Below are 22,904 nucleotides of genomic sequence, written 5' to 3' on the forward strand. Positions count from 1 at the left end.
CCAGTGAAGCATTTATGACAGTTTGAATATATGCTACCAGCCTCAGTTCAATTGCATTACCGGCCACCCCCGCGCTTTGGCAACTGCCGCCAGGCGCTCGTTCGGGTTAACGACAACGGGCGCATCAGCCTCATCCAGCAGCGGTATATCATTATGTGAATCCGAGTAAAACGCTACCGGCCAGTCACTCAACTCCATCTGTTCAGCGTAGCGGCGACAATGGTGTACTTTTCCAGCCTGATAGCTCATAGGTAGCAGGGCTCGACCGGTAAAACAGTTATCCTTCAGTTCCGGATCTATGCCTATCACACCATCAAAACCCAGCGCTTGAGCCACAGGCTCCACCAGAAATATTTCACTGGCAGAAATCATCAGCAGATGATGCCCGGCGATACGCAACTGACTAATCAGACTCAGTCCATCCTCATACAAACGCCCCAGCAACTGCTCCCGGACGAAGGTTTCGGCTATTTTGGCAACCTCGACATAAGGTCGCGCTTTCAAGGGTTCCAGATTAAGCGTCAGGTAGGCCTCCATATCCAGATTGCCGGTGGCATAGGTGTCCATCAACACACGGTGTTTTGCCTGAAAGGTATCGATATCATCAATCCAGCCCAGGCGAGCCATTTCACCAGCCCAAAGCTCAGAGCTGTCACCGGCCAGCAGTGTGTGATCAAGATCAAAAACAACCAGATGGGGTACTTTCATCAGTATTTCTCAATTCAGTGCAACCAGAACCAGTCCGGTCATCATTAGTGCCAGGGAGAACCAGCGAAAACCTGACAGGGTTTCTTTCAGCCAGAACACGCCGAGCAAGGCTCCCAGCGGAATAGATGCCTGCCGCAGCGCGACCAGATAACTGACATCTTCGGTATAGGCCATAGCAATCAGCACCAGTCCATAAGTACTAAGTACCATCAGACCGGCAAGCACCCAGATCCTGGCGGGTCCTTGCAATAATAGCCGAGCAGCCGCTCGTTCACTCGGCATCAACGCTACCACCGGGAACATCCACAACACCGCCATCCAAGCCTGTAATACCATGTACTGCAACCCGGCCAGCGTGGCACTCAAGCCATCTGCACGCATCAGATCGATGGCGGATTTATCGATCAGTGAGTAACCCACCGTACCGGCTGCCGCCATCAGCATAAATCCTAGTGCAGGTGTCAGGTAGAGTGACCAGCTGAAAGCACTGGGGCGTACCAAAGGCAACATAAAACCCGCCAGGGCGATCAGTAGCATCCCGCCGATATCTCGCAAACTCAGTGCCAGGTGTTGCCAGATTATAAAGCTGACACAGGGCACCAACAGAACAGGCAGAGCCCGCGCCAGTGGATAAAGCACACTGATCTCACCACGTGCATAAGCCCAGGCTAATCCGGCCATATACACCCCTTGAAAGCCACCGGAGAACAACAGTAACCACCAAAAGTCAGTGCCCAGCCCGACCCAGTCACGACCCACCAGCAGTAACGGGGCAAACAGTAGCGCGCCTCCAAGCATCGCCAGCGAGAAAAAAGCCAACGAGGGCACCTGTTTTTTACCCAGCAAATTCCAGCCTGCATGCATACACGCAGAGATCAACACCAATACCAGTGCCAGGTTACTCAAGGCTGTTCAGCGCCCGCCAGACGAAAGCCTATCTCCTCCAACACTTCAGGAAGCTCGGCAATTGAGTCAATAATATAGTGCGCTCCTGAACGAGCCAGTGCCTCGTGGGCAGCCAGACGCAACTGTTGTTGCTGAGTGTCTGACAGCGCCAGCCAATCCGTTTGTGACAGGCCGGTCTGATTACCCGAAACCGCAACGGCAACCGTCCACATGCCTGCATTGAGGCCCTCTTCGATTCCCACAGCGGTATCATCTACCTTGACGCAGGCCTGTACACAACTGACCGACAGATCCCGAGCGTTTTGTAGCGCCATCCAGGGGTAAGGGCGCCCTGCCGGTACATCAGTCGCACATACCACCGATAGCGGTTTAAAGCCCTGCTCGGCTAATACTGGCAGCAACTCGGCAATCATTTCGCGGCTGTAACCGGTATTCACCCCGATATCTATCCCCTGTTCATCACAATAGCCAAGCAGCTCATCCATACCCGCTATCAGTTGATTGTTTTGCGCGATGCTGGCCTGTTGGTAACCCACAAACGCAGTATAAAGGCGGTCGACTTCGGCCGAGTCTGCTGGCTGATGCTTAACAGCCAGCCAGGCTTCAGCGATACGGGGCATGGCCAATAGAGCCTCAATATGTTCACGCTTTTCTTTGCCCATGGGCGCACGCGCTTCAGCCTGGGTAATCGCCAACCCTTCCGCGGCAAACAGGCTCTGAAAAGCCTGGATCGGTGCCAGAGATCCAAAATCCACACAGGTGCCAGCCAGATCCATGATCACTGCTTGAACCTGCCCGCAATAACGACGCTGATAACTAAACATGCTTTCTCCTTACAGGGACATAGTCTGAGGGGGTTGGATCGCAGTCAGCCCGAGGGCAGTACAGCTGTCCGCCACAGCCTCCAGAACAGCATTGATCTGCGAATCAAAAAGCTGGCCGATACAGCCCAGCCGGAAGCTCTCGACTTGGGTCAATTTACCCGGATAAATCAGAAAACCACGGCTCTTCATCTGTTGATAAAACGGCATAAAGCTAAAGGCCGGATCATCCGGAGACAGGAAAGTAATAATAATGGGTGATAGCCAGGCATCTTCAAGCAGAGTCTGAAATCCCAGTGCACGCATGCCGGCTACCAGCCGATCACGATTGCGGCTATAACGCGCCAGTCGTGCTGACTGTCCACCCTCTAACTGATACTCCTGCAGCGCCTGATGAAAGGCAGCCACCACATGCGTAGGTGGGGTAAAACGCCACTGACCGGTTTTTTGCATATAGCGCCATTGGTCATAGAGATCCAGTGACAAGGAGGGTGACTGCCCTTCACACGAAACCAGTGCTGTTTCGCGGATCAGCGCGAAGCCAAACCCGGGTACCCCTTCTAAACACTTATTGGCTGACGAAACCAGTGCGGTAAAGGGTAGTTCGTTGGCATCCACCGGCAAGGCGCCAAACGCACTCATGGAGTCAATAATCAGCTCTCGCCCTTGTGCGGCTACCACCTTGGCGATAGCGTCCACTGGATTGAGAATACCCGAACTGGTTTCACAGTGAATCACCACCACATGGGTGATCAGTGGGTCCTGGCGCAGCAGTTCGTCAACCTCCTGGGCCAATGGCGGCTGGTAATCTCCCTTATCCAGCGTCACACAGGTCTTTCCCATGCGTTGCAGTATGGCGGCGGCTCGCTGACCATAAGCACCATTCATCAGCACCAGCGTCTTGCTGTCCTTAGCCAACAGCGTGGCGAAAACTGCTTCGACTAGATAGGTACCACTCCCCTGCAGTGGGACACAGACATGGGTTTGCTGAGCATTGGCCAGTGTCAGCAAGTCTTGGCAAATAGCTGCGGTGATTTGATTGAAATCACCATCCCAGGAGCCCCAGTCACGCAGCATGGCTTGTTTTACACTCAAACTGGTCGTCAGTGGACCGGGCGTCAGTAGATAGGGTTCGTTGTGCATGATCGGCGTCTAATCCTTCATAGTTCTATGTAGAGTGATCACAGAGTGCTCAGCGCTGTCGCCAGACCTGAGCTTTCTTCAGTAACAGATGGGTCACCAGCGCATGCAGAACTTTCACCCCCATAGAGGTCAGCAGTATCAATACGGCCATCGCCGCCGCGCTGGCAAAGTAACCGGCCTCATCCAGGTGCAATACCGAAACGGCCGCCAGGCGTGTATCGGGGCCATAGAGAAACACCACCGCCGATACCGTGGTCATGGCATTCACAAACAAATACACTGAAATATCCAATACGGCAGGCAGAGATACCGGCAGAGTCACACGGATATAAGTACGCCAGAAAGGCACCTTGAGTGATGCCCCAACCGATTCGAACTCCGGATCAAGTTGTTTTAGCGCCGTCATCGAGGTCAGATGGCACACAGTATAAAAATGGATCAGGGTGTTAAGAATCAGAATCGCCAGGGTGCCATAGAGCAGATTCAGCGGATTATCTGGATGGTTAAAAAAGAAGATGTACGCCAGCCCCAACACCATTCCAGGCACCGCCATAGGCAATATGGCAAACAGATGCACCGTCTGTCTCAGCAGCGCAAACTCCTTGCTTTTCTCCACTAGCCAGGCGTTGGTAAAAATCACCAGCGTACCAATTACAGCCACTCCTCCAGCCATTTTCAGCGAGTTAAACCAGGACTCCCAGCCACTCCCCCCCAGACCGTCAAAACTGTAGTGAGTGAGGGTGAAACTCAAGTTATAGGGCCAAAATTGAATCAGCGAAGCATACACAGCGGTGCCAATAATCAGCAAAATCACCGCAGCAACAGTATAGCAAAGTACGGCAAACAGCCCATCGCGCATTGGTGAGGGTTCGGGTTGATAGGGTACGGCTCTGGATGACAGCTGTGAGGTTTGTTTGCGTTGCACCCAGCGATCAGCGATAAAGGTAAACACCGCAGGTAACAGCAGAATGACGCTGACAACCGCCCCCATCTGGAAGTTCTGCTGGCCGACAACCTGCTTATAAATGTCCGTTGCCAATAAGCTAAACTGGCCCCCGATAACCTTGGGCACACCAAAATCGGTAATAGCCAGGGTGAACACCACAAACGCACAGGACATTAACCCGTAACGAACACCCGGCAGCGTCACCGTCATAAAGGTTCGAAACGTCGAGGTCTTCATCGCCTTGGCCGCTTCATACAAACGCGCATCACTGTTGGACAGGGCCGTGATCAGGATCATCAATGCATGTGGAAAAATCCAGAAACACATACCGATCACAATACCAACAGGACCGTAGATGCTGGTATCGCCCAGCAGCGATTTCATATACCCCTGGGTGCCAAAGATGTACACCAGACTAATGGCTGGCAGCAGTGACGGTGCCAATATTGGTAGTAACGTCAGTGTACGAAACAGCTTTTTCCCCGGCATACAGGTTCGGGTAATGCCATAAGCACACAAAAATGCTAACACTACCACCAGCAGCGTCGTCATCAAGGCAATAGAAAATGAATTCAGTATCGAGTTAACTAACGCCGGTGTAGAAAAATAATAGCGATAATTCATCAGACCGATAAATTCACCGCTGCTATTCTGTAAACTTTTCAACAGCATAGTATAAAGCGGTAACGCCAGGCCAATCAGCATCAACGCTAGAGCTGCCAGTAAAAACAATAGTTTAAGCAGTGTTTCCGAGTTGATTTTATAGCGCCAGTCAGCAAGGCGAGCCATAGGAAAATCAATGCTCATATCAATGTACCTGTTGCTCAAAAATACGGCAGTAGCACTGAGGTAACTGCAAAAACACGTCACGGCCAACGGCAATATTCATGCGCTCGGCATCGGTATGCTGTAAATCCACCACCACCTGCTGCTCCTGCATTAACAGGTCACAGGTGACACGCATAAATGAGCCTAAATATTCTACATGCACTACCCGCGCTTCCAGTGATCCACTTGCATCGTCCTGCTCTGTCAGTACAACTTCCTCGGGTCGAATACCCAGGCAGGCTGAATCGCCATTATTAATTTCATGCGGAAGACAGGGTAGATGCTGAATACCCAGCAGCACACCCGAAGCCGAGGCCACTTCAACCGGCAGCAGATTCATGCTGCCGACAAACCCGGCGACAAAGGCATTAACCGGATGACGATAAATCTCTTTAGGGGTGCCAATTTGTTCAATAACACCATGGTTCATAACCACAATACGATCGGCCATCGTCAGCGCTTCTTCCTGATCATGGGTGACCATAACGGTTGTTACACCCAGCGCCTGCTGCAATGACTTGATCTGTTGACGCAGGTGCAAACGCACCCGTGCATCCAATGCTGACAGCGGCTCGTCCAGCAGCAATAACCCAGGCTCAGTCGCCAACGCGCGCGCCAGCGCTACACGCTGCTGTTGCCCTCCGGATAACTGCGCCGGATATTTGGCATCCGAGCCCTCCAGACCAATCAGTGTCAGTAGCTCCTGCACCCGCTCGCGGATGCGTGTTTTACAGTAACCCTGACTTTTCAGACCGTAGGCAATATTGTCAGCAATAGTTAGATTGGGGAACAGGGCGTAGGACTGGAACACTATGCCAAAATCACGCTTTTGTGGCGGTAGTGTGGAAATCTCTTTATCCATTTGAAAAATTCGCCCACTGCTTTGCATCTCCAGTCCGGCGATAGCACGCAACAAGGTGGTCTTACCGCACCCGGATGGACCCAGAAAGCAAACAAACTCACCCTCAAAGATCTCCAGGTCTATGGTCTTAAGTGCGGTGAACTCACCAAACTGTTTGGTTAGGGCCTCAATTTTCAGACACACTTGTGGTGAGCTATGATGGCTGCCAGCCAAGGTGGAAGTTTGCGGCACAAACGCCGTTATGGATGATTTCTGCAATGCATGCATAGGGATAACTCCAATTAAAAAGCAGGTGGAGCATCCATGCTCTCACCTGCCGTGTTCAGTCCTACTGATACTTAACGCGCTTCACTCTTACCATCGTAACGACGCTGCCATTCCTGCAGAATGCGGTCACGGTTCACGGCCGAGAAGCTGAAATCATTATTGATCATGCGATCAACAATATCAGCGGGATAGTTTTCAATTGGCTGAGCAACACCCGGCATGGCCACGACAGCATAACCTTCGTTATACAACTCATTGGCATCACGGCTGATCGCCCAGTCCATCAGTGTCTTTGCTGCTTCCAGATTCTGAGTACCCTTAACAATAGCAGCAGCTTCCATATCCCAGCCTAAGCCCTCAGACGGAAACACCACTTCAACTGGCGCACCCTGAGATTTCAGACGTGCCGCACGGAACGCAAAGGACACACCGACAACCGCTTCACCGGAACCTGCCAGGTTACAAGGTGCTGAACCTGAGTGGGTGTAGCGACTGATATTGTTGTGCAGACCATCCATAAATTCCCAGGCTTTCTCTTCACCCCAGAGCTGGATCCAACTGGAGACATCCAGATAACCGGTTCCAGAAGAGTTAGGGTTTGGCATTACCACATGGCCCTGATATTCCGGACGGGTCAGATCTTCCCAACTAGTTGGCATAGGTACACCGAGCTTTTCGCCTTCAACCGTGTTGTAGCAAACAGCCGCCACCCAGGCATCCATCCCTACCCAAGCGGGTGGATTATTAACATCAACGAATTTTGGATCCAGATTTTCAACACCGGCTGGCGCGTATGGCTCCAGCATTTCTTCTTTATCCAGCATCAGCAGACTGGTTGCCGCCAAGCCCCAAATCACATCCGCACGGGGATTTTCTTTTTCGGCCAACAGGCGAGCGGTCATAACCCCTGTAGAGTCTCTCACCCAACGAATACTGATATCAGGATGCGCCTGATTAAAGCGTTCGGCATACTTCTGCAAATCATCTGACTCAACAGCGGTATAAACAGTCAACTCTGTTGCTGAAACAGCCTGCACAGCCATGACAGAGCCAAGGGCCAGCGCAACAGCTGTCTTTTTCAGGGAATGAAACGGTGCGTTTTTCATGATGTCTCCTGAGTATTATTTGGTATAGACCAGATACTAAGGATAGAGTGTTTCAGAATAATGACAGTTTATTGAAATTTTCAGTTCATTAAATAAGGATTCGGCTATAACAAAATCTATCCGCTTTTTTGGATTGTTTTTTGGCATCGGCGGCAAAATCGGCTATCTGATCCGGTTTATAATCACAAGGCGATTCAACACGGATAATGGCAAATGCTATAGACGTGAGTGGAAAGTTACGCTGCAGACCGTCACGATCCAGAGCTGTCATATAACCCTTCTGAATCATGTCCTGGGGGTAAAGTGAGTGCGCAGCTGCTTTGAAAGCAACCTGCACCTCATGAGTCAGCTCCGCCACACTTTCCATTTCTGTCATCACCACAAAGTCGTCTCCACCTATGTGGCCAACAAAATCACTACTGTGGTTAAAGTGCTTTAATAGCAGATCTGCTATTCGTGTAATCACCAAATCGCCGATCTGGTATCCCAGCACGTCATTGAGTGGTTTAAAATCATTGATGTCGATATAAATAAATGAAAATGGCAATTGACGCTTCAAGCGCCGATCCAATTCATTATTGATCGGCACATTACCGGGTAGTTGTGTCAGCGGATTGGCATAACGTGCTTTCTCAATACGCTCCTGGGTAATCTGTTTAAGCAGAGTACGTGTGGTGCCAAGACCGGCATAAATACCTTGATTCACAACGATAAAATGTTGTTTAAGATAGTGAAAGTCTTCTTCAATCAATCTCCGACTAATCTCATCCAGTGTGGAGTTTTGATCCACTACCAGAGAATCACGGCCAATAAAATGAATAACAGGGCGTTTTTCAAATAGTGCCCGGCCATACTGACTGCCATAGAGCTCCATTACTCGCCACTTATGCAACAGTCCTAGAGGACGACCTTCATGCACAACGGGTAAGGAGAAAATATTGATATCTTTCTGCAAACGCTCCCAAGCTTCACGCAACGAAACATCCGGCTCTACAGGCTCTATATATTTACACAGATCACGAGCCAGTTTTCCAGTAGACTTCGGTACCAACTGTTGTTTGTCCGGTAGGCTACTCAGGTCGGCTGTTGGATAGGGCTTGGGGCGCCCGACCAGAAATCCCTGAATAAACACAATACCCAGATCCATGACCACATTCAGCTCGGCCTGGTTTTCGACACCTTCAGCTATCAGTGTACAACCTAAACGACTGGACAGGTCCACCAGCGAACGCACAAATTCCAGCTTCACCAGATCATCGTGGATGTCACGAATAAAATGCCGATCTATTTTGACAAAATCAGGCTTGAGGTCGGCCCAGAGCTTTAATCCAGAATACCCTGTTCCCAGATCATCGATAGCAACTTTAAAGCCCTGAGATTTAAGCCAGCTTATTGAGCTTTTAAGTTCTTGTAGCTGCAACGCTGGATAACGTTCGGATATCTCTATCACTATCTGCTCAGGTTTCAGATGATACTGATGGAGCAGTTTCATCAACCTAAAGCCCCGAAAGCGAGGCGGCAGCAAGATACTCGGACTCATGTTAACAAACAGGTAGCTGTCCAGGGCATGGGCAGACCAGTTCTTCGCTGCCACAGTCAGACAGATTTCTTCCAGCTCACCCGACACACCTGACTTTTCCGCCACATCAAACAACACCGGCGCAGCGTGTAATGGACTGTCGGACGGACCACGGCTCAATGACTCGTAACCAAACACTTCCTGTTTATCAATATCGACGATCGGCTGAAACAATGAGGTTATCAGCCCGTCGCTCAGAATGTGTTTAAGTTCGTCATGCAATCTGTCTTTCATAGATGCCTTCTGCTTTGCGAATACCAACTGACGCGGGGAATTGAGCCTCGCACTACACAAGCGTCAGAGACAGAGTGAATATATCTCTTGTTTGAAATGCTCTTTAAATAGAACTGTAACGAGAATATGTGACAGAAAAATTACTAATGATTTTTTAGGGGTAATTACTCACTGATTTCCCTGTGTATTTACACTGATGGTGAGCACATCGTTTAGCCAAAACTCTTCATCAAATTCAATACAGGCACCCTCATCTGTTTTACCAATACGGGTAATATATAATCCGGGACAGCCTGAATTCACTCCCAAAGCAGCTGCCACACTGCCAGTCAAGGCTGTCGGGGTAATGGTAATCTGCTTACGGGTCAACCTGATGGCGTATTTATCCGCCAAAAGCTTCCATAAGGATTCAAACTGCTGTTGTTCAATTCCCGGCAAGTAACACGGATTTAGCCAGATGGTTTCCACAAACACCAAACGCTCATCAACAAAGCGGCGACGACGTAAACAGTAAACGTCATCACCTGGGTGCAGCGCCAAGGCTGTTGCCACTGAAATACTTGCCAGCATTTTCTCGATACCCAGCACCTCGGTGCGTGGTATGCGCCCCTGCTCAGCCACATAATGGGTAAAGCTGACATCGTTTACCGGTTCATAGGTCAGCCGTGGTGAGGAGACAAACCAGCCACGCCGATTGCTGCGATAAATAGCCCCTTCACTTTCCAACTGTGCCAAAGCCTGGCGCAACGTAATGCGCGTAGTGTTGAAGCTCTCAGCCAGCACACGCTCAGCAGGCAAACGTGAGCCCACCGGCAGGTTTCCGGAGGTAATGCGCTGCATCAATTGGTCTCTAAGCTGCAGGTATAACGGTTGCTCTGCCATGAACCGGTCCATGTTGAATAAATGTAGTAATTTTAACGGATTATTAGTTCAACATGACAGGGTATGACGCGAATGATGTGGGTCATAAAAACGCCACATTACTGTCATCACTTGGTCACCTGAATCAGCAATGATCCTAAGCATTATTATTCTGGGGGTGGACCATGTTGAATATAGAAGCGTTGGTATCTGAAAAATACCCGGCGCTGGCGCATAAGCCCGCCGTGCTAAAAACACCCGTGATGCAATTATTGCGTCATTTATTCCACGAGGATGAGGTCAATCAGTTTCTGCATACCCATCAGGACCTGGGTGCGTTTGAATTTACCGACAAAGTACTCGAACATTTCCGCATCAGCTATTTAGTGTCGGCGCGGGAAAAAGAAAATATACCCTCTGAAGGGCGTGTCGTCATAGTATCCAATCACCCGCTCGGCACCTTAGATGGACTGGTTTTGCTCAAGCTGGTTGGTGAGGTACGACGTGACATCAAGATTCTGGCTAATGACCTGCTATGGCAATTTGCTCCATTGCGACCACTGCTGCTGCCTGTGGATAACCTGACCCAGAGCGGCTATCGCAAGACGGTCAGAGAAGTGACCGAGTGCCTGAAAAAAGAACAGGCGGTGATCATTTTTCCAGCCGGGGAAGTCTCCCGGGCAACGGCAACCGGTATCAAGGATGGTGCCTGGCAAAGTGGCTTTGTACATTTTGCCCGCAAGACCAATGCGCCGATCCTGCCGATTCACTTAAACAGTAAAAACTCAGCTATCTTCTATTCGCTGTCAATGATCTATCGCCCGATTGGCGGACTGATGCTAGTCAACGAGATGTTCAAGAAAAATGCCGAAGATATGCCGGTCAGAATTGGTGAGCTGATCCCGCTGGAGCGCTTTGATAATAATGAACTGCCGTTAAAAACCCGGTTGAAACTGTTACGAAAACACGTTTACCGATTACCGAAAAACAAAAAATCCCTGTTCGTAACTGAAAAGCCCATTGCGCATCCCGAAGAGCGCCAGTTACTGCGACGGGAATTGCGCAAAGCCGAATGCCTGGGGCAGACCCAGGATGGTATGCATATTTATCTATTTGATTATGCCTCAGACTCTCCGGTGATGCGTGAGCTAGGCCGACTAAGAGAGCTAACCTTCCGTCGGGTAGGTGAAGGCACAGGCCAACGCTATGACCTCGACAGCTATGACCGTAACTATAAACACCTGGTTCTTTGGGATGACGAGGCACTCGAGCTGGTCGGCGCTTACCGTATTGGCGAATGTGCCTCTGTTATCCGCGCTAACGGCTTACAGGGCCTCTATGCGGCCAGTTTGTTCAGTTATCAGCCAGAGCTCGAGCCGATGCTGGAAAATGCAATCGAGTTGGGTCGTAGTTTCGTGCAGCCGCGCTACTGGGGACGACGCAGTCTGGATTATCTCTGGTATGGCATAGGGGCCTACTTGAAAAGCCGTCCTCACATTGACCGCATGCTCGGCCCGGTATCCATATCGGCCAAGTTGCCACAAATTGCCAGGGACCTGTTGGTGATCTACTACCGCCATTATTATGGATTAGAAAAGCTGGCGAAAGCTAACGCACCTTACAGTCCGTCTGATGCAGGTTTTGGTGAAGCACAACGCCTGTTTTGCTTCAAAGATGCCCGCGAAGACTTTATTGCATTGAAAGAGCGCCTGGATCTCTACGGTGTCACTGTACCCACGCTGTACAAACAATACACGGAGCTCTGTGTAGATAAGGGGGTTCACTTCCTTGACTTCAGTGTGGATGCTGACTTTGGTTACTGCATCGATGGCCTGGTGATGGTGAACGTTGCGGACATCAAAGCCAAAAAGCGCCAGCGCTATATGGGTGAGCTCAACACGTGAGATAGGTGGATGGGGTTTAAGGCAACCGGGTCAGCCCCACCCACTCCACTTGTGAGAAGCTGCCATACGGGGTTTCTTCCTGACGTATTCGTGTCAACCCAGCATAAGGCAAGTCAAAGAAAAGTGCTTTCTCAATCGGCTGCTGCAATATCTGTCGTAACAAAAAGTTACAGGTAAACAAATGCGCTACGATAAGCAGGTGCTGACCAGGATAGGTCTCGCCCAAGACTTTCCACACACCACGAATCCGATGATCAAAGTCATGGAGTGTTTCGCCCTTAGGCGTTGGATTCATAAGCGGGTCGACCCAAAAAGCGGTCACACCATCCGGCTTATCCGCCTGGGCAGGAAATGACTGACGCGCCTCGGCATGAGTCAGACCTTCCCACTGCCCTAGAAACAGCTCAGCCAGATCCGCTTGTTCCTGCACCGGTATATGATGTTGAGCACCTAACCAAGTGGCAAACTCCCGGCAACGGCGCAGTGGTGATGTGATGATGGTATCCCAGGGCGCCTGATCCCCCACAGCCTGGCGCATCTGCAACCAGCCTTCGCGACTCAGCGGATCATCCGTTGCACCGCGGAACTTTCGCCCACCTTCCGGTTCTCCGTGACGGATTAAGTCAAACGTCGTCACTACGGCATCCATTGATCGCATGGTCACATCCTTAAATAAACGCTTTGCGCACTTTGGCGGAAATATATTCTGAAACCAGTACCGTGGCAAAAATCATAATGAAAATAATACTGACTTTGTTCCAGGCCAGCGTGTTAATAGCGGCATTCAATTGCAGACCGATACCACCCGCTCCCACCAACCCCAGTACAGTCGACTCTCGGATGTTAATATCCCAGCGATAGATACTGATCCCGGCAAACGCGGGCATCACTTGCGGCAAGACAGCATAACTCATCACCTGCATACGGCTGGCCCCCGTTGCGGTAATCGCCTCTACTGGTGTTGGATGTATCTCTTCTATCGCCTCATAGAGTAACTTACCCACAAAGCCTATCGAACGCAGGGCAATGGCAAGAATGCCGGCCAACAAACCAGGCCCCAGAATAGTCACCAGCAGCATGGCCCAAATCAGTGAGTTAATCGATCGGGATGATACAATGATCATCAGTGCGAGAGAGCGTATCAGAGGGTGTGGTGTGGTATTACGTGCCGCCAGGAAGGCACAAGGGAACGCCATCAGAATACCCAGCAAGGTTCCTAGCGTAGCGATATTGATAGTGTCCCAAAGTGGTTGCCAAAGCTGGCTTGAATAACCCCATTCAGGCGGTATCATCCGGCTTAACAAGTCAGCCCCCTGACGCGGGGCGTCTTCGACAAACACCCACATGGTATTATCAGAAATCACTTTCCAGCACAGCAGGAACAGCGACACGCCGACCAACCAACCCAGCCAGATCAGCCATTGCTGACGGGTAGTACGCAGGGTCCAGTGAGCGCGGCTCGAATCTGCATCAACTTGTATATATTTAACCGGCATTACTGTACCCACCTACGCACATAACCCGACACATATTCCGTCAGCAGTACGATACCAATAATGATTAACAGCACCGCTGCCGCCGTATCATATTCATAACGGCTCAGAGAGGTGTTCAACGTCGCGCCGATGCCACCTGCGCCGACGATACCGATCACAGCGGATTCACGAAAATTGATATCCAGCCGGTACATGGATAAGCCAATTAAGCGTGGCATGACCTGCGGCTGCACCGCATAGTTCATGAGCTGCAACCAACTGCCGCCAGTGGCACGAATGGCTTCAACCTGGCGCTCATCTATATCTTCAATATCTTCAGCCAGCAATTTGGCCATAAAGCCGATTGTGGCAAACGCCAGAGTTATCATCCCCGCCAGCGGTCCGAAGCCAAACATCACCACAAACAGAATGGCAATAATGACCTCCTGAAAGGTCCGCGAGACTGCAATAATGGAACGGCAAAACAGATAAATCGGCCAGGGTGCCATATTGCGCGCTGCGCCAATACCGACAGGGATTGCCAGCAAAATACCGATACTGGTGGAGGTGAAAGTCATGGTCAGAGATTCAACAATGCCTTGCTGAATATCACTCCAGCGGCTGGTAAAATCCGGTTGAAGAAACGCGGCAAAAAAATTCAAACCACGAGACGCGCCCTCGGCCACACGGGCCCAGTTCACCTCAACACTGGCACTGGCCAGAACCAGATAAATCAGGCAGGCTGCCACCAATGCCAAACGGTAGCGCCAATCAGCAATCAATGGCGGGCAACGCCAGCGACCTTGAGCCGCCATGGCCTTACGTTCAGCCGCATTATGGGTAAAACGGCTCATAGGGCAGCAGTCCGCATCAAATTAGACATGGGCACAGCCGTTTCGCTATCTTGTTCCTCTGATGCGTCAGTATCAGGCAGGGTATTCCAGTCTTCTTCACCATAGATACGGGTTAGAATCTCGGCATCCAGTTGATCAGGTAAACCGTCAAATACCAGCTCACCAGCGCGCAGGCCGATGATCCGGTCAGCATACAACTGCGCCAGCTGGACATCATGAATATTGATAATAGCGGCGAGCTGTCGTTCGGCGCAAAGCTCTTTAATCAAGCGCATGATCTGCCGCGATGTTTTTGGATCAAGACTGGCAGTAGGCTCATCAACCAGCAGAATATCCGGGCTTTGCAACAACGCACGGGCAATACCGACGCGCTGACGCTGGCCGCCGGAGAGTTCATCAGCACGCTTGTCAATGAAATCACTCAACCCAACCCGTTCCAGCAAGCGGAAGGCTTCCTTGATCACATGCTGGGGATAACGGCGCAAATAACTGCGCCAGAAACCGGTATAACCCAAATAGCCGGACAACACGTTTTCCATGACCGTGAGGCGATCTATCAGCGCATATTCCTGGAAAATCATCCCCATGCGGCGCCGGGCCTTGCGTAACTGACGCTGACTCAAACCGGTCAATTCAGTTTCACCAAGAAAAACCTGTCCCTGGGTAGGCTCTACCAGCCGGTTAACACAACGGATCAGCGTGCTTTTACCCGCACCAGACGGACCAATCAAAGCCGTTACCTGACCTGCGGGTATATTCAGCGTCACATCGGTCAACGCTTTATCACCCGTATTATAGCGTTTAGTTAATTGCTTCAGTATCAGCATAACGTCCCCAGTTTTATCCTATCCAGTAACCTGACCGGTCTTAAACTAAAAAGCCTCTCATCCCTGAGAGGCAAAGAGCCCTGAACTCTAAACTCTAAATGCTTTAACGCGACTTAATTGCAGTTATATGTCACATCCATAGCCTGATCGATGGTACGAATCACAGCCCAATGCTGCTGATAAGTGATCGGGATAAACTGCGCTTCGCCGGAGTTTTTAAACTCTTCCTGCAGTGCACTGCCTTCCCAGTCATAACTGAAAAAGGCTTCCTGAACTTTTTCAGCCAACTCAGGTTTCAGGTTATATACATAACCATAGCCAGTTGTCGGGAAAGTCTGTGACTTGTATACCGTGGTATAGCTATCCGGTTTAACCACATCACGTGCAACCATCCGATTCAAAACGGAATTGGCAACCGCCGCTGCATCGTAATCGTTATTGATCACACCCAGAATGGAGTTGTCATGTCCGCCGGAGAAAGACGGTTCAAAATCACGATCAGCGACCATACCAAACTCAGCATCCAGCAAAGCGGACGGCGCTTTAAAACCGGAATTGGATGTTGGTGAGGTGAATGCCAGGCTACGACCCTTAATATCTTCCACTGACTCAATCCCTGAATCCGGACGGGTGATAATTTCCATTTCATAACCGAATGAGCCATCGTCACGCGCCATCATAGTGAAAGGCACAAAACCAGCACAGTTAACCGCCAGCGGATTGGAGCCCGTGTTGAACCCGGCCACATGCAGACGACCCGCACGCATAGCTTCAAGCTGAGCCGCATTGGACTGGACGGGGAAGAACTGAACACGCTTACCGGTCACGCTTTCCATGTGCTTCAGAAAGCCATCCCAAACCTGTTCATACACAGCAGGATCTTCAACTGGTGTATAAGCAAATACCAGTGTATCCGGATCAACCCAATCTTTGGCATCCATAGGGGCATCCGCAACCAGATCACCATCAGCATCGGTAAAGCGTGAAGACATATCACTGGCAACCGCAGAAAACGAGGCACCGAAGGCCAGAATCCCTACAGCTAGCGGTGTACGTAAAGGTTGTGTCATTTTCGTAAGCATGCGCATCATGAACCTCATCTATATATTCTAAGTTGCCATTACTTTAGTGGTGAAATATGACCAAGCCGTGTCATATAGATGATGAATATATGTCAGTTAGATGAACACAAATGCCAACCTTGTCAAAACTCTGTCATCTAGTTTTCATAAGATAGGAGTTCACCGGCCTTAACAGGGAGAACTCCGATGACCGGAAGTGATTTTCATGCCCGTACCCGCTCTGAATTTCAAGCGTTCCTGGTCCAACAGGCCCAGCGCTTTCCGGCACCCAACCGTCTACGCGTTGACCTGCATTGCCATGACCACAACAGTGATGTGCCGGATGAACTCTGGGGACGATTGCTGAAACTGCCGGAAACCTGGTTGCCCACTGATAAACTGGTGCAGCGCTTACAGCAAGCAGGCACCGACCTGGTCACCATTACCAACCACAACAATGCCCGTTCTTGTTGGCAATTGATGGAACAGGGCATGGATGTATTGTCGGCAGCTGAATTCACCTGCCACTTCCCGGATGAGAGCCTGAGTATTCATGTACTGGTTTATGGCTTTACTCCGCAACAGGAAAGTCGTCTTAACCGGCTGCGACAGAATATCTATCACTTTGCCGCCTATACGTTGGAGCAGGACCTACCTACCGTACTGCCTCATCCGTTGTTCTTCTACAGTGCTAAAAACAGCCGCGGTATTGAAGCGCTGGAAAAGCTGGCACTGCTGTTTGAGCGCTATGAAGTTCTCAATGGTCAGCGTGGTTTCTGGCAAAATCGCATGACCCAGTTATGGGTCGAGAGCCTGACAGAAGAAAAAATACATCAATTAGCGCTGAAACATAAAATCAATCCCCATGATTTTTGTGCACACCCCTACCACAAATGTGTGACCGGTGGCTCTGACGATCACAATGGTATTTTTGCCGGTGAATGCGGCAGCTTTCTGTATGTGGATAACCTGGATGAGCGCCGTAAAACAGAGCCATTATCGAGCTTGGCTCTGGAAGCGCTGCGCGCCGGCTACATTGCCCCTTATGGTGAACCCGGTGAAGAAGAGCGACTGACTACAACCTTCCTGGATTATTTTTCCCAGGTGGCCATCCATATGAAAGACCCAGGGCTACTCCGGCTGATGCTGCATAAGGGTAGTCTGAAGGACAAACTGCTGTGCTTAGGGATCAGTAATGCCATGCAGGAACTGCAACGGCATAAATATACCCTGACGTTTTTAAAGACCTTTCATCAGGCACTGGGGGGAAAGGCTCCCGCACTGCTCAGCAACCTTGGCGTACCTAAAGAATTCAAACCCACACTAAAGATCATCAAGCAACTGGCGAAAGCGCGGCGTAAGCAACCCGATCAGTTTTCCCTTACTCTTCGGGACAGCATTCCAGAACTCTACCGCGAAGTGACCGGCATCTTCTTTCGTCGTCTGGAACGTGAACTGGATGGTTTCAAGGGACAACGCTTCAGCCGGGCCAACCTGAACACCCTGATCAGCCAGTTTGAAGTTCCGACCAGCTTCAGGCACCTTGCGGCCAGCAAGATGTCCGCACAGTCACACATGAGCCAGGTACAGGTGTTCAAGATGATGGATGAGCTCACCTTCCCGGCCCTGGCTGCGCTGGTGATCGGCGGAGCCTCTTTTACCGGTAGTCAGGTGCTGTTTGCCAACCGCAAGCTAATGAATCAGCTTGCCGACAGTCTGAATGCGGGGCATCACTCTGAACGCATTCTCTGGTTGACCGATAGCTTCTGTGACAGCAATGGCGTGTCATCCTTTCTCAAAAACGTATTAACTGAAGTGCAAACGCGTAATCTTCCAATAGATCTGCTCACCTGCCACCCCGATCTATCGGCAGAGGATCACCTACAGGTACTGCGCCCGGTCAGTCGATGCAGCCTACCCGCTCCTTTTGAACAAACCTTTTACCTACCTGACATGCTGGAGTTACAGCGCGTATTTGAACAAGGTGGCTATGACCGTATCATCTGCTCCACGGAACTGATCATGGGACCGGTAGCCCTCTATCTGAAGCACGCTTTTTCTGTACCTGTGTGGTTTTACATGCACACTGACTGGAATGAGTTTTTCAGCCGCAGTGCTGGTCTCAATCTGCAGCAAAGCGACAGATTGCGGCGTCTACTGCGCGCTTTTTATACCCAATTTGATGGTTTACTGGTGCTCAATAACGAGCATAAAACCTGGCTGGAGTCGCCAGCTATGGGGATGGATGCATCCAGGCTACAATTAACAGCACATTGGGTCGATGCATCCTTTCACCAGATCAGCCACCGGCGACGCCTGCCTGATTCACGTCCCACTCTGCTGTATGCCGGTCGAATCAGCCGTGAAAAAGGGGTGTTGGATCTACCCTCAGTGTTGACCCGAATCCAGGCCCATCTTCCCGATGTGCGACTGATCATTGCCGGTGATGGGCCCGCACTGAAGAAGTTACGTAAAAAAATGCCGGAGGCCGAGTATACCGGCTGGATTGCCGCCGAACAGATGGCCGAACTCTATCTCCAGGCTGACCTGCTGCTGTTGCCCTCGCGTTTTGATACCTTTGGCTGTGTGGTGCTGGAAGCCCTGGCTACCGGCCTGCCAGTGGTGGCTTATGCCAGCAAGGGACCCGCTGATATTGTGCGTCATAATCAGGAAGGTTTTCTGTGTAACACAGCCGAACAGATGGCTGATCAAGCAATGCACTATCTCCAGCTACCAACAATACAGCAAAAAATAATGCAAAATGCGGCCATCGCCCGCTATGCTGATTACCACCCAAGGCCGATCCTGGATCAGTTAATGCATAACATCGGCCTGCATAACCAATCAGATAGCAGCGAAGAGCCTGATTTATATGAAACCCAAGCTACCTGAGCCAAGTAATAATGTCTTTGAAGTATTCATCAATTTTCTGCAACTGGGCTTAACATCATTTGGTGGACCGGTAGCGCATCTGGGATTTTTTCAAACTGTATTTGTGCAGCAAAAACGCTGGATCAGTGCTGAAGCTTATGCCGAGCTGGTTGCGTTGTGTCAGTTTATCCCTGGCCCGGCCAGTAGCCAGGTGGGTTTTGGTATAGGCCTGCAGCGCGCAGGAATCGCCGGAGCCCTGGCTGCCTGGGTGGGTTTCACCCTGCCCTCAGCCGTGCTGATGCTGTTACTGGGTGTTACCCTGGTTAATCTTGATCTGTCTGCCTATCTAGGCTTAATTCAAGGTCTGAAGCTTACGGCCGTGGCTGTCGTCTGCTGGGCACTCTGGAATATGGCCCGTAGCCTGACTCCGGATTATCGGCGCCGCGGCATTGCGCTACTCGCTGCAGCAGTGGCGTTAATCCTTCCCGGTATTTTCGGCCAGTTGGGAGCGTTGCTGCTGGGTGCGCTCCTGGCGCCCTGGCTGGTTAAAACACCCCCACTTGCCCACGACCAGTCCGGTTTACAGGTGCCGATTTCGACCCGTGTAGCAATCACCGCTGCCGTGCTATTCAGCGGTGGACTACTGCTGTTGCCGCTGCTGACGGTTAACACTCAGAGCAGCTCACTGCTGATCGGTGACGCCATGTACCGCGCAGGAGCTCTGGTTTTCGGCGGCGGCCATGTTGTATTACCCTTGCTCCACGCTGAAACCGTCAATACAGGTCTGATCAGCGCCGATGATTTTCTTACGGGTTATGGTCTCGCTCAGGCAATGCCCGGCCCCCTGTTCAGTTTTGCCGCTTTTATTGGTGCTCTCAGTGGTGGAGCACTCATGGCAATACTGGCTTTAGTGGCAATTTTTCTACCTGGATGTTTATTGTTAATCGCCCTGCTTCCGGTATGGCAAAAACTTCGGCGGCACCACTGGCTAAGGCGGGTTCTGGGTGGAATTAATGCAGCGGTAGTCGGACTGCTGGCGGCGGCACTCTATGATCCGGTGATCACTGCCGCTATTCACCAATGGCAAGATATCCTGCTGGCACTGGTATTACTCGGTCTGCTCGCCACAGGGCGTATACCCGTCTGGCTGCTGGTACCCTTAGGCGCATTGGCAGGCTATAGTCTGCTGTGATCCATCCAAAAAGACCACAAGAGATCACTATGCCAATCGCTTCGACCTTGACAGAGTCCCGTATCCGGTTAGTCTGCATTGCACGCGTTTTACTCTTTGCAAGTTTCATGACGGTTGCAGCAACCTTACCCCTGTTGATCCAAGACTGGTCCCTTAGTGCGACAGCGGCCGGAGCACTAGTCACCGCCTTTACCCTGGGCTATGCCCTGTCGTTGTTTCTGTTTTCCTGGGCATCTGACTACCTGGGTGCCAAACGGGTTGTGGCCACCTCTGCTCTGGCGGCGGGTATCAGTAGCCTATTGTTTGCGTTTCTGGCCCGCGACTGGAACAGCGCTTTTTGGCTCTACGGTTTGATCGGTCTGTGTCAGGGCGGTATCTATACCCCACTGATCGTACTGATTTCCGATGAAATTGATCCGGATAAACGCGGTCATGCCATGGGTATGTTGATTGCGTCCACGTCGGTTGGCTATGCCAGCTCTCTGGCATTGTGTGGCTTGGGTATTGCTTTGGGAAGCTGGCAGACTGCATTCATACTGACCGGAATGCTGCCGATCTTTGGTGCCCTGCTGTTAATCTGGACACTCGCTCCACTCACCAACCGTATTCACCCGTCACAGGCCAACTTGGGTATCACTGACGAGCTGTTACGCAACCGACGTTCTCGCCTGTTGAATACCGGCTATATTGCCCATAACTGGGAGTTGTTAGGCATGTGGGCCTGGATACCCGGCTTTCTCGCTGCCGGGTTCGCACTCAAAGGTCTGGATAGCGCACAGGCCAGTATGAGTGGTGCTTATCTGTCGGGTATCATGCACCTGTTCGGCGCTGTTGCGGCGCTGAGCATGGGGCGATTATCGGATCGGCTGGGCCGACACAAGCTACTGTTTCTGTTGGCTGCCAGCAGCACACTGCTCTCCTTCAGCATCGGCTGGCTGATTCATTTGCCCCTGATACTGCTGATGCTGCTGGTACTGGCGTATGCCTTTACCTGCCTGGGGGACTCACCTATTCTCACCTCAGCCCTGTCTGAAGCCGTGCGTCCAGGCTACCTGGGGCGTGTTCTGGCATGGCGATCCTTGCTTGGCTTTATTGCCGGAGCACTGGCACCCTTGGCATTTGGAGGCGTACTGGATCTGTTTCAACAGTCGGAACCCGCTATCGCCTGGGGCATGGCCTTTGCCATGCTTGGTCTGGGTGGGATCATTGCCAGCTACTGCGCTGTGCGTTTACAAAGTAATCTGTGCGATCTCACACCAGCAGGGTGAATTTGACCAACTCTTCCATGACATCCTCAATCCGGTCGTAATAGGGTGACGGTCTCATCCGGCCGTTTTCATCAAATTCCAAGAAGGCTTGAGCAACAGGTGATTGATAACGAAAGTCCAGCGTGTTGGTGCCACCCGACGTTGTTCGACTAGCCGCTAACTGATACACAGTGCTCAGACTCGCAGCATTGTGCGTAATCAAGAGATTCCAGTTGCAGGGTGAAATGATGTAACTCAAATTGATGTTTCAGAAGTTCACCAGCTTGGTTCAATATATGATCATGATGTTGATCTGATGCGATAACAAGGTGAGCAGTTAACGCATTTTCACTTGTTGAAATCGCCCAGATGTGCAGATCATGAATGGAATGAACCCCTGGAATTGCATTTAACGTCGACTCGACTACGGTCAAATCAATATTGTCTGGAACGCCATCAAATAACAAATGAAGTGATCGACGGAACAGAGACCAAGTTCCAACCACAATGACCAAGGCAATTAATAAGCTGACAACAGGGTCTAGCCAACTCCAGCCTTTCCATAAGTAAAGTATCCCTGCAACAACAACACCAGCTGATACCAATGCATCAGCGGCCATGTGCAAAAATGCACCTCTGATGTTGAGATCATTCTTACTGCCACGCACAAATAACCAGGCCGTTAGTGTATTGATGACCATGCCAATAGCCGCCACGATAATAACGGTCATTCCATCGACGCCAGTTGGCGTTGTGATCCGTTCTAGCGCCTCCCATGAAAGTGCGCCCATCGCCACCAACAGAATGACAGCATTAACAAAGCTGGCCATGATGGATCCTTTACGCCATCCGTAGCTGTGTTTTGAGTTTGCTTTTAGGCTTGCGGCACCGAAAGCAGCCCATGCCAATAACAAACCCGCTACGTCACTCAGGTTGTGGCCCGCATCTGCCAAGAGTGCCAGAGACCCTGTTTTCCAACCGTAATAGGCTTCTACCAGCACAAATCCCAGGTTTAACAACACACCAATAGTGAAAGCTCTTCCAAAATTGGCGGGTAGATGGGTGTGTGGTTGATAAGATGCAACGTCATCATGATTATGCGACAAGTGATGCTCCTCTTTGAGCTAATGTGGCAATCAATACCACATTTCTCACACATCAACAAGACAGTTGGCTGACACCACCAGACCGGTTAACCGGTCTGGTGGGCTG

19 protein-coding genes and 1 pseudogene are annotated in these 22,904 nt (G+C 50.9%); 4 read left to right on the top strand and 16 right to left on the bottom strand.

The features are described from left to right. Nucleotides 1-42: 42 nt before the first annotated feature. The 9 genes from F5I99_RS18020 to F5I99_RS18060 form a co-directional block, all read right to left on the bottom strand. Nucleotides 43-708, bottom strand: coding sequence for an HAD family hydrolase (locus F5I99_RS18020; RefSeq protein WP_151058453.1), 666 nt, complete (start codon nucleotides 706-708; stop codon nucleotides 43-45). 9 nt (nucleotides 709-717) lie between these two features. Further along, nucleotides 718-1,614 (bottom strand): EamA family transporter, encoded by an 897-nt coding sequence (locus F5I99_RS18025; protein WP_191905895.1) that lies wholly within the window; start codon nucleotides 1,612-1,614, stop codon nucleotides 718-720. After that, nucleotides 1,611-2,438 carry a phosphonoacetaldehyde hydrolase gene (gene phnX / locus F5I99_RS18030; protein WP_151058455.1) on the bottom strand — a complete coding sequence of 276 codons (828 nt, stop codon included), beginning with the start codon at nucleotides 2,436-2,438 and terminating at the stop codon, nucleotides 1,611-1,613. The genes F5I99_RS18025 and phnX overlap by 4 nt, the downstream gene beginning before the upstream one ends. A 9-nt stretch (nucleotides 2,439-2,447) precedes the next feature. Next, a complete protein-coding gene (locus F5I99_RS18035; RefSeq protein WP_151058457.1) occupies nucleotides 2,448-3,578 on the bottom strand; it encodes a 2-aminoethylphosphonate--pyruvate transaminase in 1,131 nt (376 codons plus the stop codon). Nucleotides 3,579-3,627: 49 nt separating this feature from the next. Beyond that, the gene (locus tag F5I99_RS18040; RefSeq protein ID WP_225307469.1) at nucleotides 3,628-5,331 is read right to left on the bottom strand and encodes a putative 2-aminoethylphosphonate ABC transporter permease subunit; all 1,704 of its coding nucleotides are present in this window, start codon (nucleotides 5,329-5,331) and stop codon (nucleotides 3,628-3,630) included. 1 nt (nucleotide 5,332) lies between these two features. Continuing rightward, nucleotides 5,333-6,481, bottom strand: coding sequence for a putative 2-aminoethylphosphonate ABC transporter ATP-binding protein (locus F5I99_RS18045; protein ID WP_151058459.1), 1,149 nt, complete (start codon nucleotides 6,479-6,481; stop codon nucleotides 5,333-5,335). 71 nt (nucleotides 6,482-6,552) lie between these two features. Continuing rightward, entirely contained in the window at nucleotides 6,553-7,587 is a 1,035-nt protein-coding gene (locus F5I99_RS18050; RefSeq protein WP_151058462.1) for a putative 2-aminoethylphosphonate ABC transporter substrate-binding protein, read from the bottom strand. An 88-nt stretch (nucleotides 7,588-7,675) separates the two neighbouring features. Then, nucleotides 7,676-9,400, bottom strand: a complete 1,725-nt coding sequence (locus F5I99_RS18055; RefSeq protein ID WP_151058464.1) for a GGDEF domain-containing protein — start codon at nucleotides 9,398-9,400, stop codon at nucleotides 7,676-7,678. Nucleotides 9,401-9,568: 168 nt separating this feature from the next. Further along, a complete protein-coding gene (locus tag F5I99_RS18060) occupies nucleotides 9,569-10,282 on the bottom strand; it encodes a UTRA domain-containing protein (protein ID WP_151058466.1) in 714 nt (237 codons plus the stop codon). 164 nt (nucleotides 10,283-10,446) lie between these two features. Here F5I99_RS18060 and F5I99_RS18065 point away from each other — a divergent pair, with 164 nt between their 5' ends. After that, nucleotides 10,447-12,165: a lysophospholipid acyltransferase family protein gene (locus tag F5I99_RS18065; RefSeq protein WP_151058468.1), complete on the top strand. Its 1,719-nt coding sequence runs from the start codon at nucleotides 10,447-10,449 to the stop codon at nucleotides 12,163-12,165. Between the two features lie 16 nt (nucleotides 12,166-12,181). On the opposite strand, the gene F5I99_RS18070 is transcribed toward F5I99_RS18065, so the two are convergent. The 5 genes from F5I99_RS18070 to phnD all read right to left on the bottom strand — a co-directional run bounded on the left by F5I99_RS18070 (nucleotide 12,182) and on the right by phnD (nucleotide 16,403). Beyond that, nucleotides 12,182-12,823, bottom strand: a complete 642-nt coding sequence (locus F5I99_RS18070; protein ID WP_151058470.1) for a histidine phosphatase family protein — start codon at nucleotides 12,821-12,823, stop codon at nucleotides 12,182-12,184. A 10-nt stretch (nucleotides 12,824-12,833) separates the two neighbouring features. Further along, nucleotides 12,834-13,661, bottom strand: a complete 828-nt coding sequence (phnE, locus tag F5I99_RS18075) for a phosphonate ABC transporter, permease protein PhnE (protein ID WP_151058472.1) — start codon at nucleotides 13,659-13,661, stop codon at nucleotides 12,834-12,836. Further along, nucleotides 13,661-14,494, bottom strand: coding sequence for a phosphonate ABC transporter, permease protein PhnE (phnE, locus tag F5I99_RS18080; protein WP_151058474.1), 834 nt, complete (start codon nucleotides 14,492-14,494; stop codon nucleotides 13,661-13,663). Before phnE (F5I99_RS18080) ends, phnE (F5I99_RS18075) begins: the two co-directional genes overlap by 1 nt. Then, nucleotides 14,491-15,321: a phosphonate ABC transporter ATP-binding protein gene (gene phnC / locus F5I99_RS18085; RefSeq protein ID WP_151058476.1), complete on the bottom strand. Its 831-nt coding sequence runs from the start codon at nucleotides 15,319-15,321 to the stop codon at nucleotides 14,491-14,493. Before phnC ends, phnE (F5I99_RS18080) begins: the two co-directional genes overlap by 4 nt. A 113-nt stretch (nucleotides 15,322-15,434) precedes the next feature. After that, nucleotides 15,435-16,403 (bottom strand): phosphate/phosphite/phosphonate ABC transporter substrate-binding protein, encoded by a 969-nt coding sequence (gene phnD, locus F5I99_RS18090; RefSeq protein WP_407670311.1) that lies wholly within the window; start codon nucleotides 16,401-16,403, stop codon nucleotides 15,435-15,437. A gap of 186 nt (nucleotides 16,404-16,589) precedes the next feature. On the opposite strand from phnD, the gene F5I99_RS18095 reads away from it, so the two are divergent. From F5I99_RS18095 to F5I99_RS18105, 3 genes are read left to right on the top strand one after another with little or no spacing between them, the layout of a single operon-like run. Then, nucleotides 16,590-19,274: a glycosyltransferase gene (locus F5I99_RS18095; protein ID WP_151058478.1), complete on the top strand. Its 2,685-nt coding sequence runs from the start codon at nucleotides 16,590-16,592 to the stop codon at nucleotides 19,272-19,274. After that, a complete protein-coding gene (gene chrA, locus F5I99_RS18100; protein ID WP_151058480.1) occupies nucleotides 19,255-20,445 on the top strand; it encodes a chromate efflux transporter in 1,191 nt (396 codons plus the stop codon). The genes F5I99_RS18095 and chrA overlap by 20 nt, the downstream gene beginning before the upstream one ends. Nucleotides 20,446-20,474: 29 nt before the next feature. Next, entirely contained in the window at nucleotides 20,475-21,713 is a 1,239-nt protein-coding gene (locus F5I99_RS18105; RefSeq protein WP_151058482.1) for an MFS transporter, read from the top strand. Here F5I99_RS18105 and F5I99_RS18110 read toward each other — a convergent pair. Beyond that, nucleotides 21,700-21,819 (bottom strand): annotated as a pseudogene (locus F5I99_RS18110) (arsenical resistance protein ArsH); the annotation flags it as partial. The gene F5I99_RS18105 and the pseudogene F5I99_RS18110 overlap by 14 nt on opposite strands. Nucleotides 21,820-21,862: 43 nt before the next feature. Beyond that, nucleotides 21,863-22,798, bottom strand: a complete 936-nt coding sequence (locus tag F5I99_RS18115; RefSeq protein ID WP_151058484.1) for a cation diffusion facilitator family transporter — start codon at nucleotides 22,796-22,798, stop codon at nucleotides 21,863-21,865. Between the last annotated feature and the right edge of the window lie 106 nt (nucleotides 22,799-22,904).

The sequence above is a fragment of the Nitrincola iocasae genome (assembly GCF_008727795.1).
Classification (GTDB): domain Bacteria; phylum Pseudomonadota; class Gammaproteobacteria; order Pseudomonadales; family Balneatricaceae; genus Nitrincola; species Nitrincola iocasae.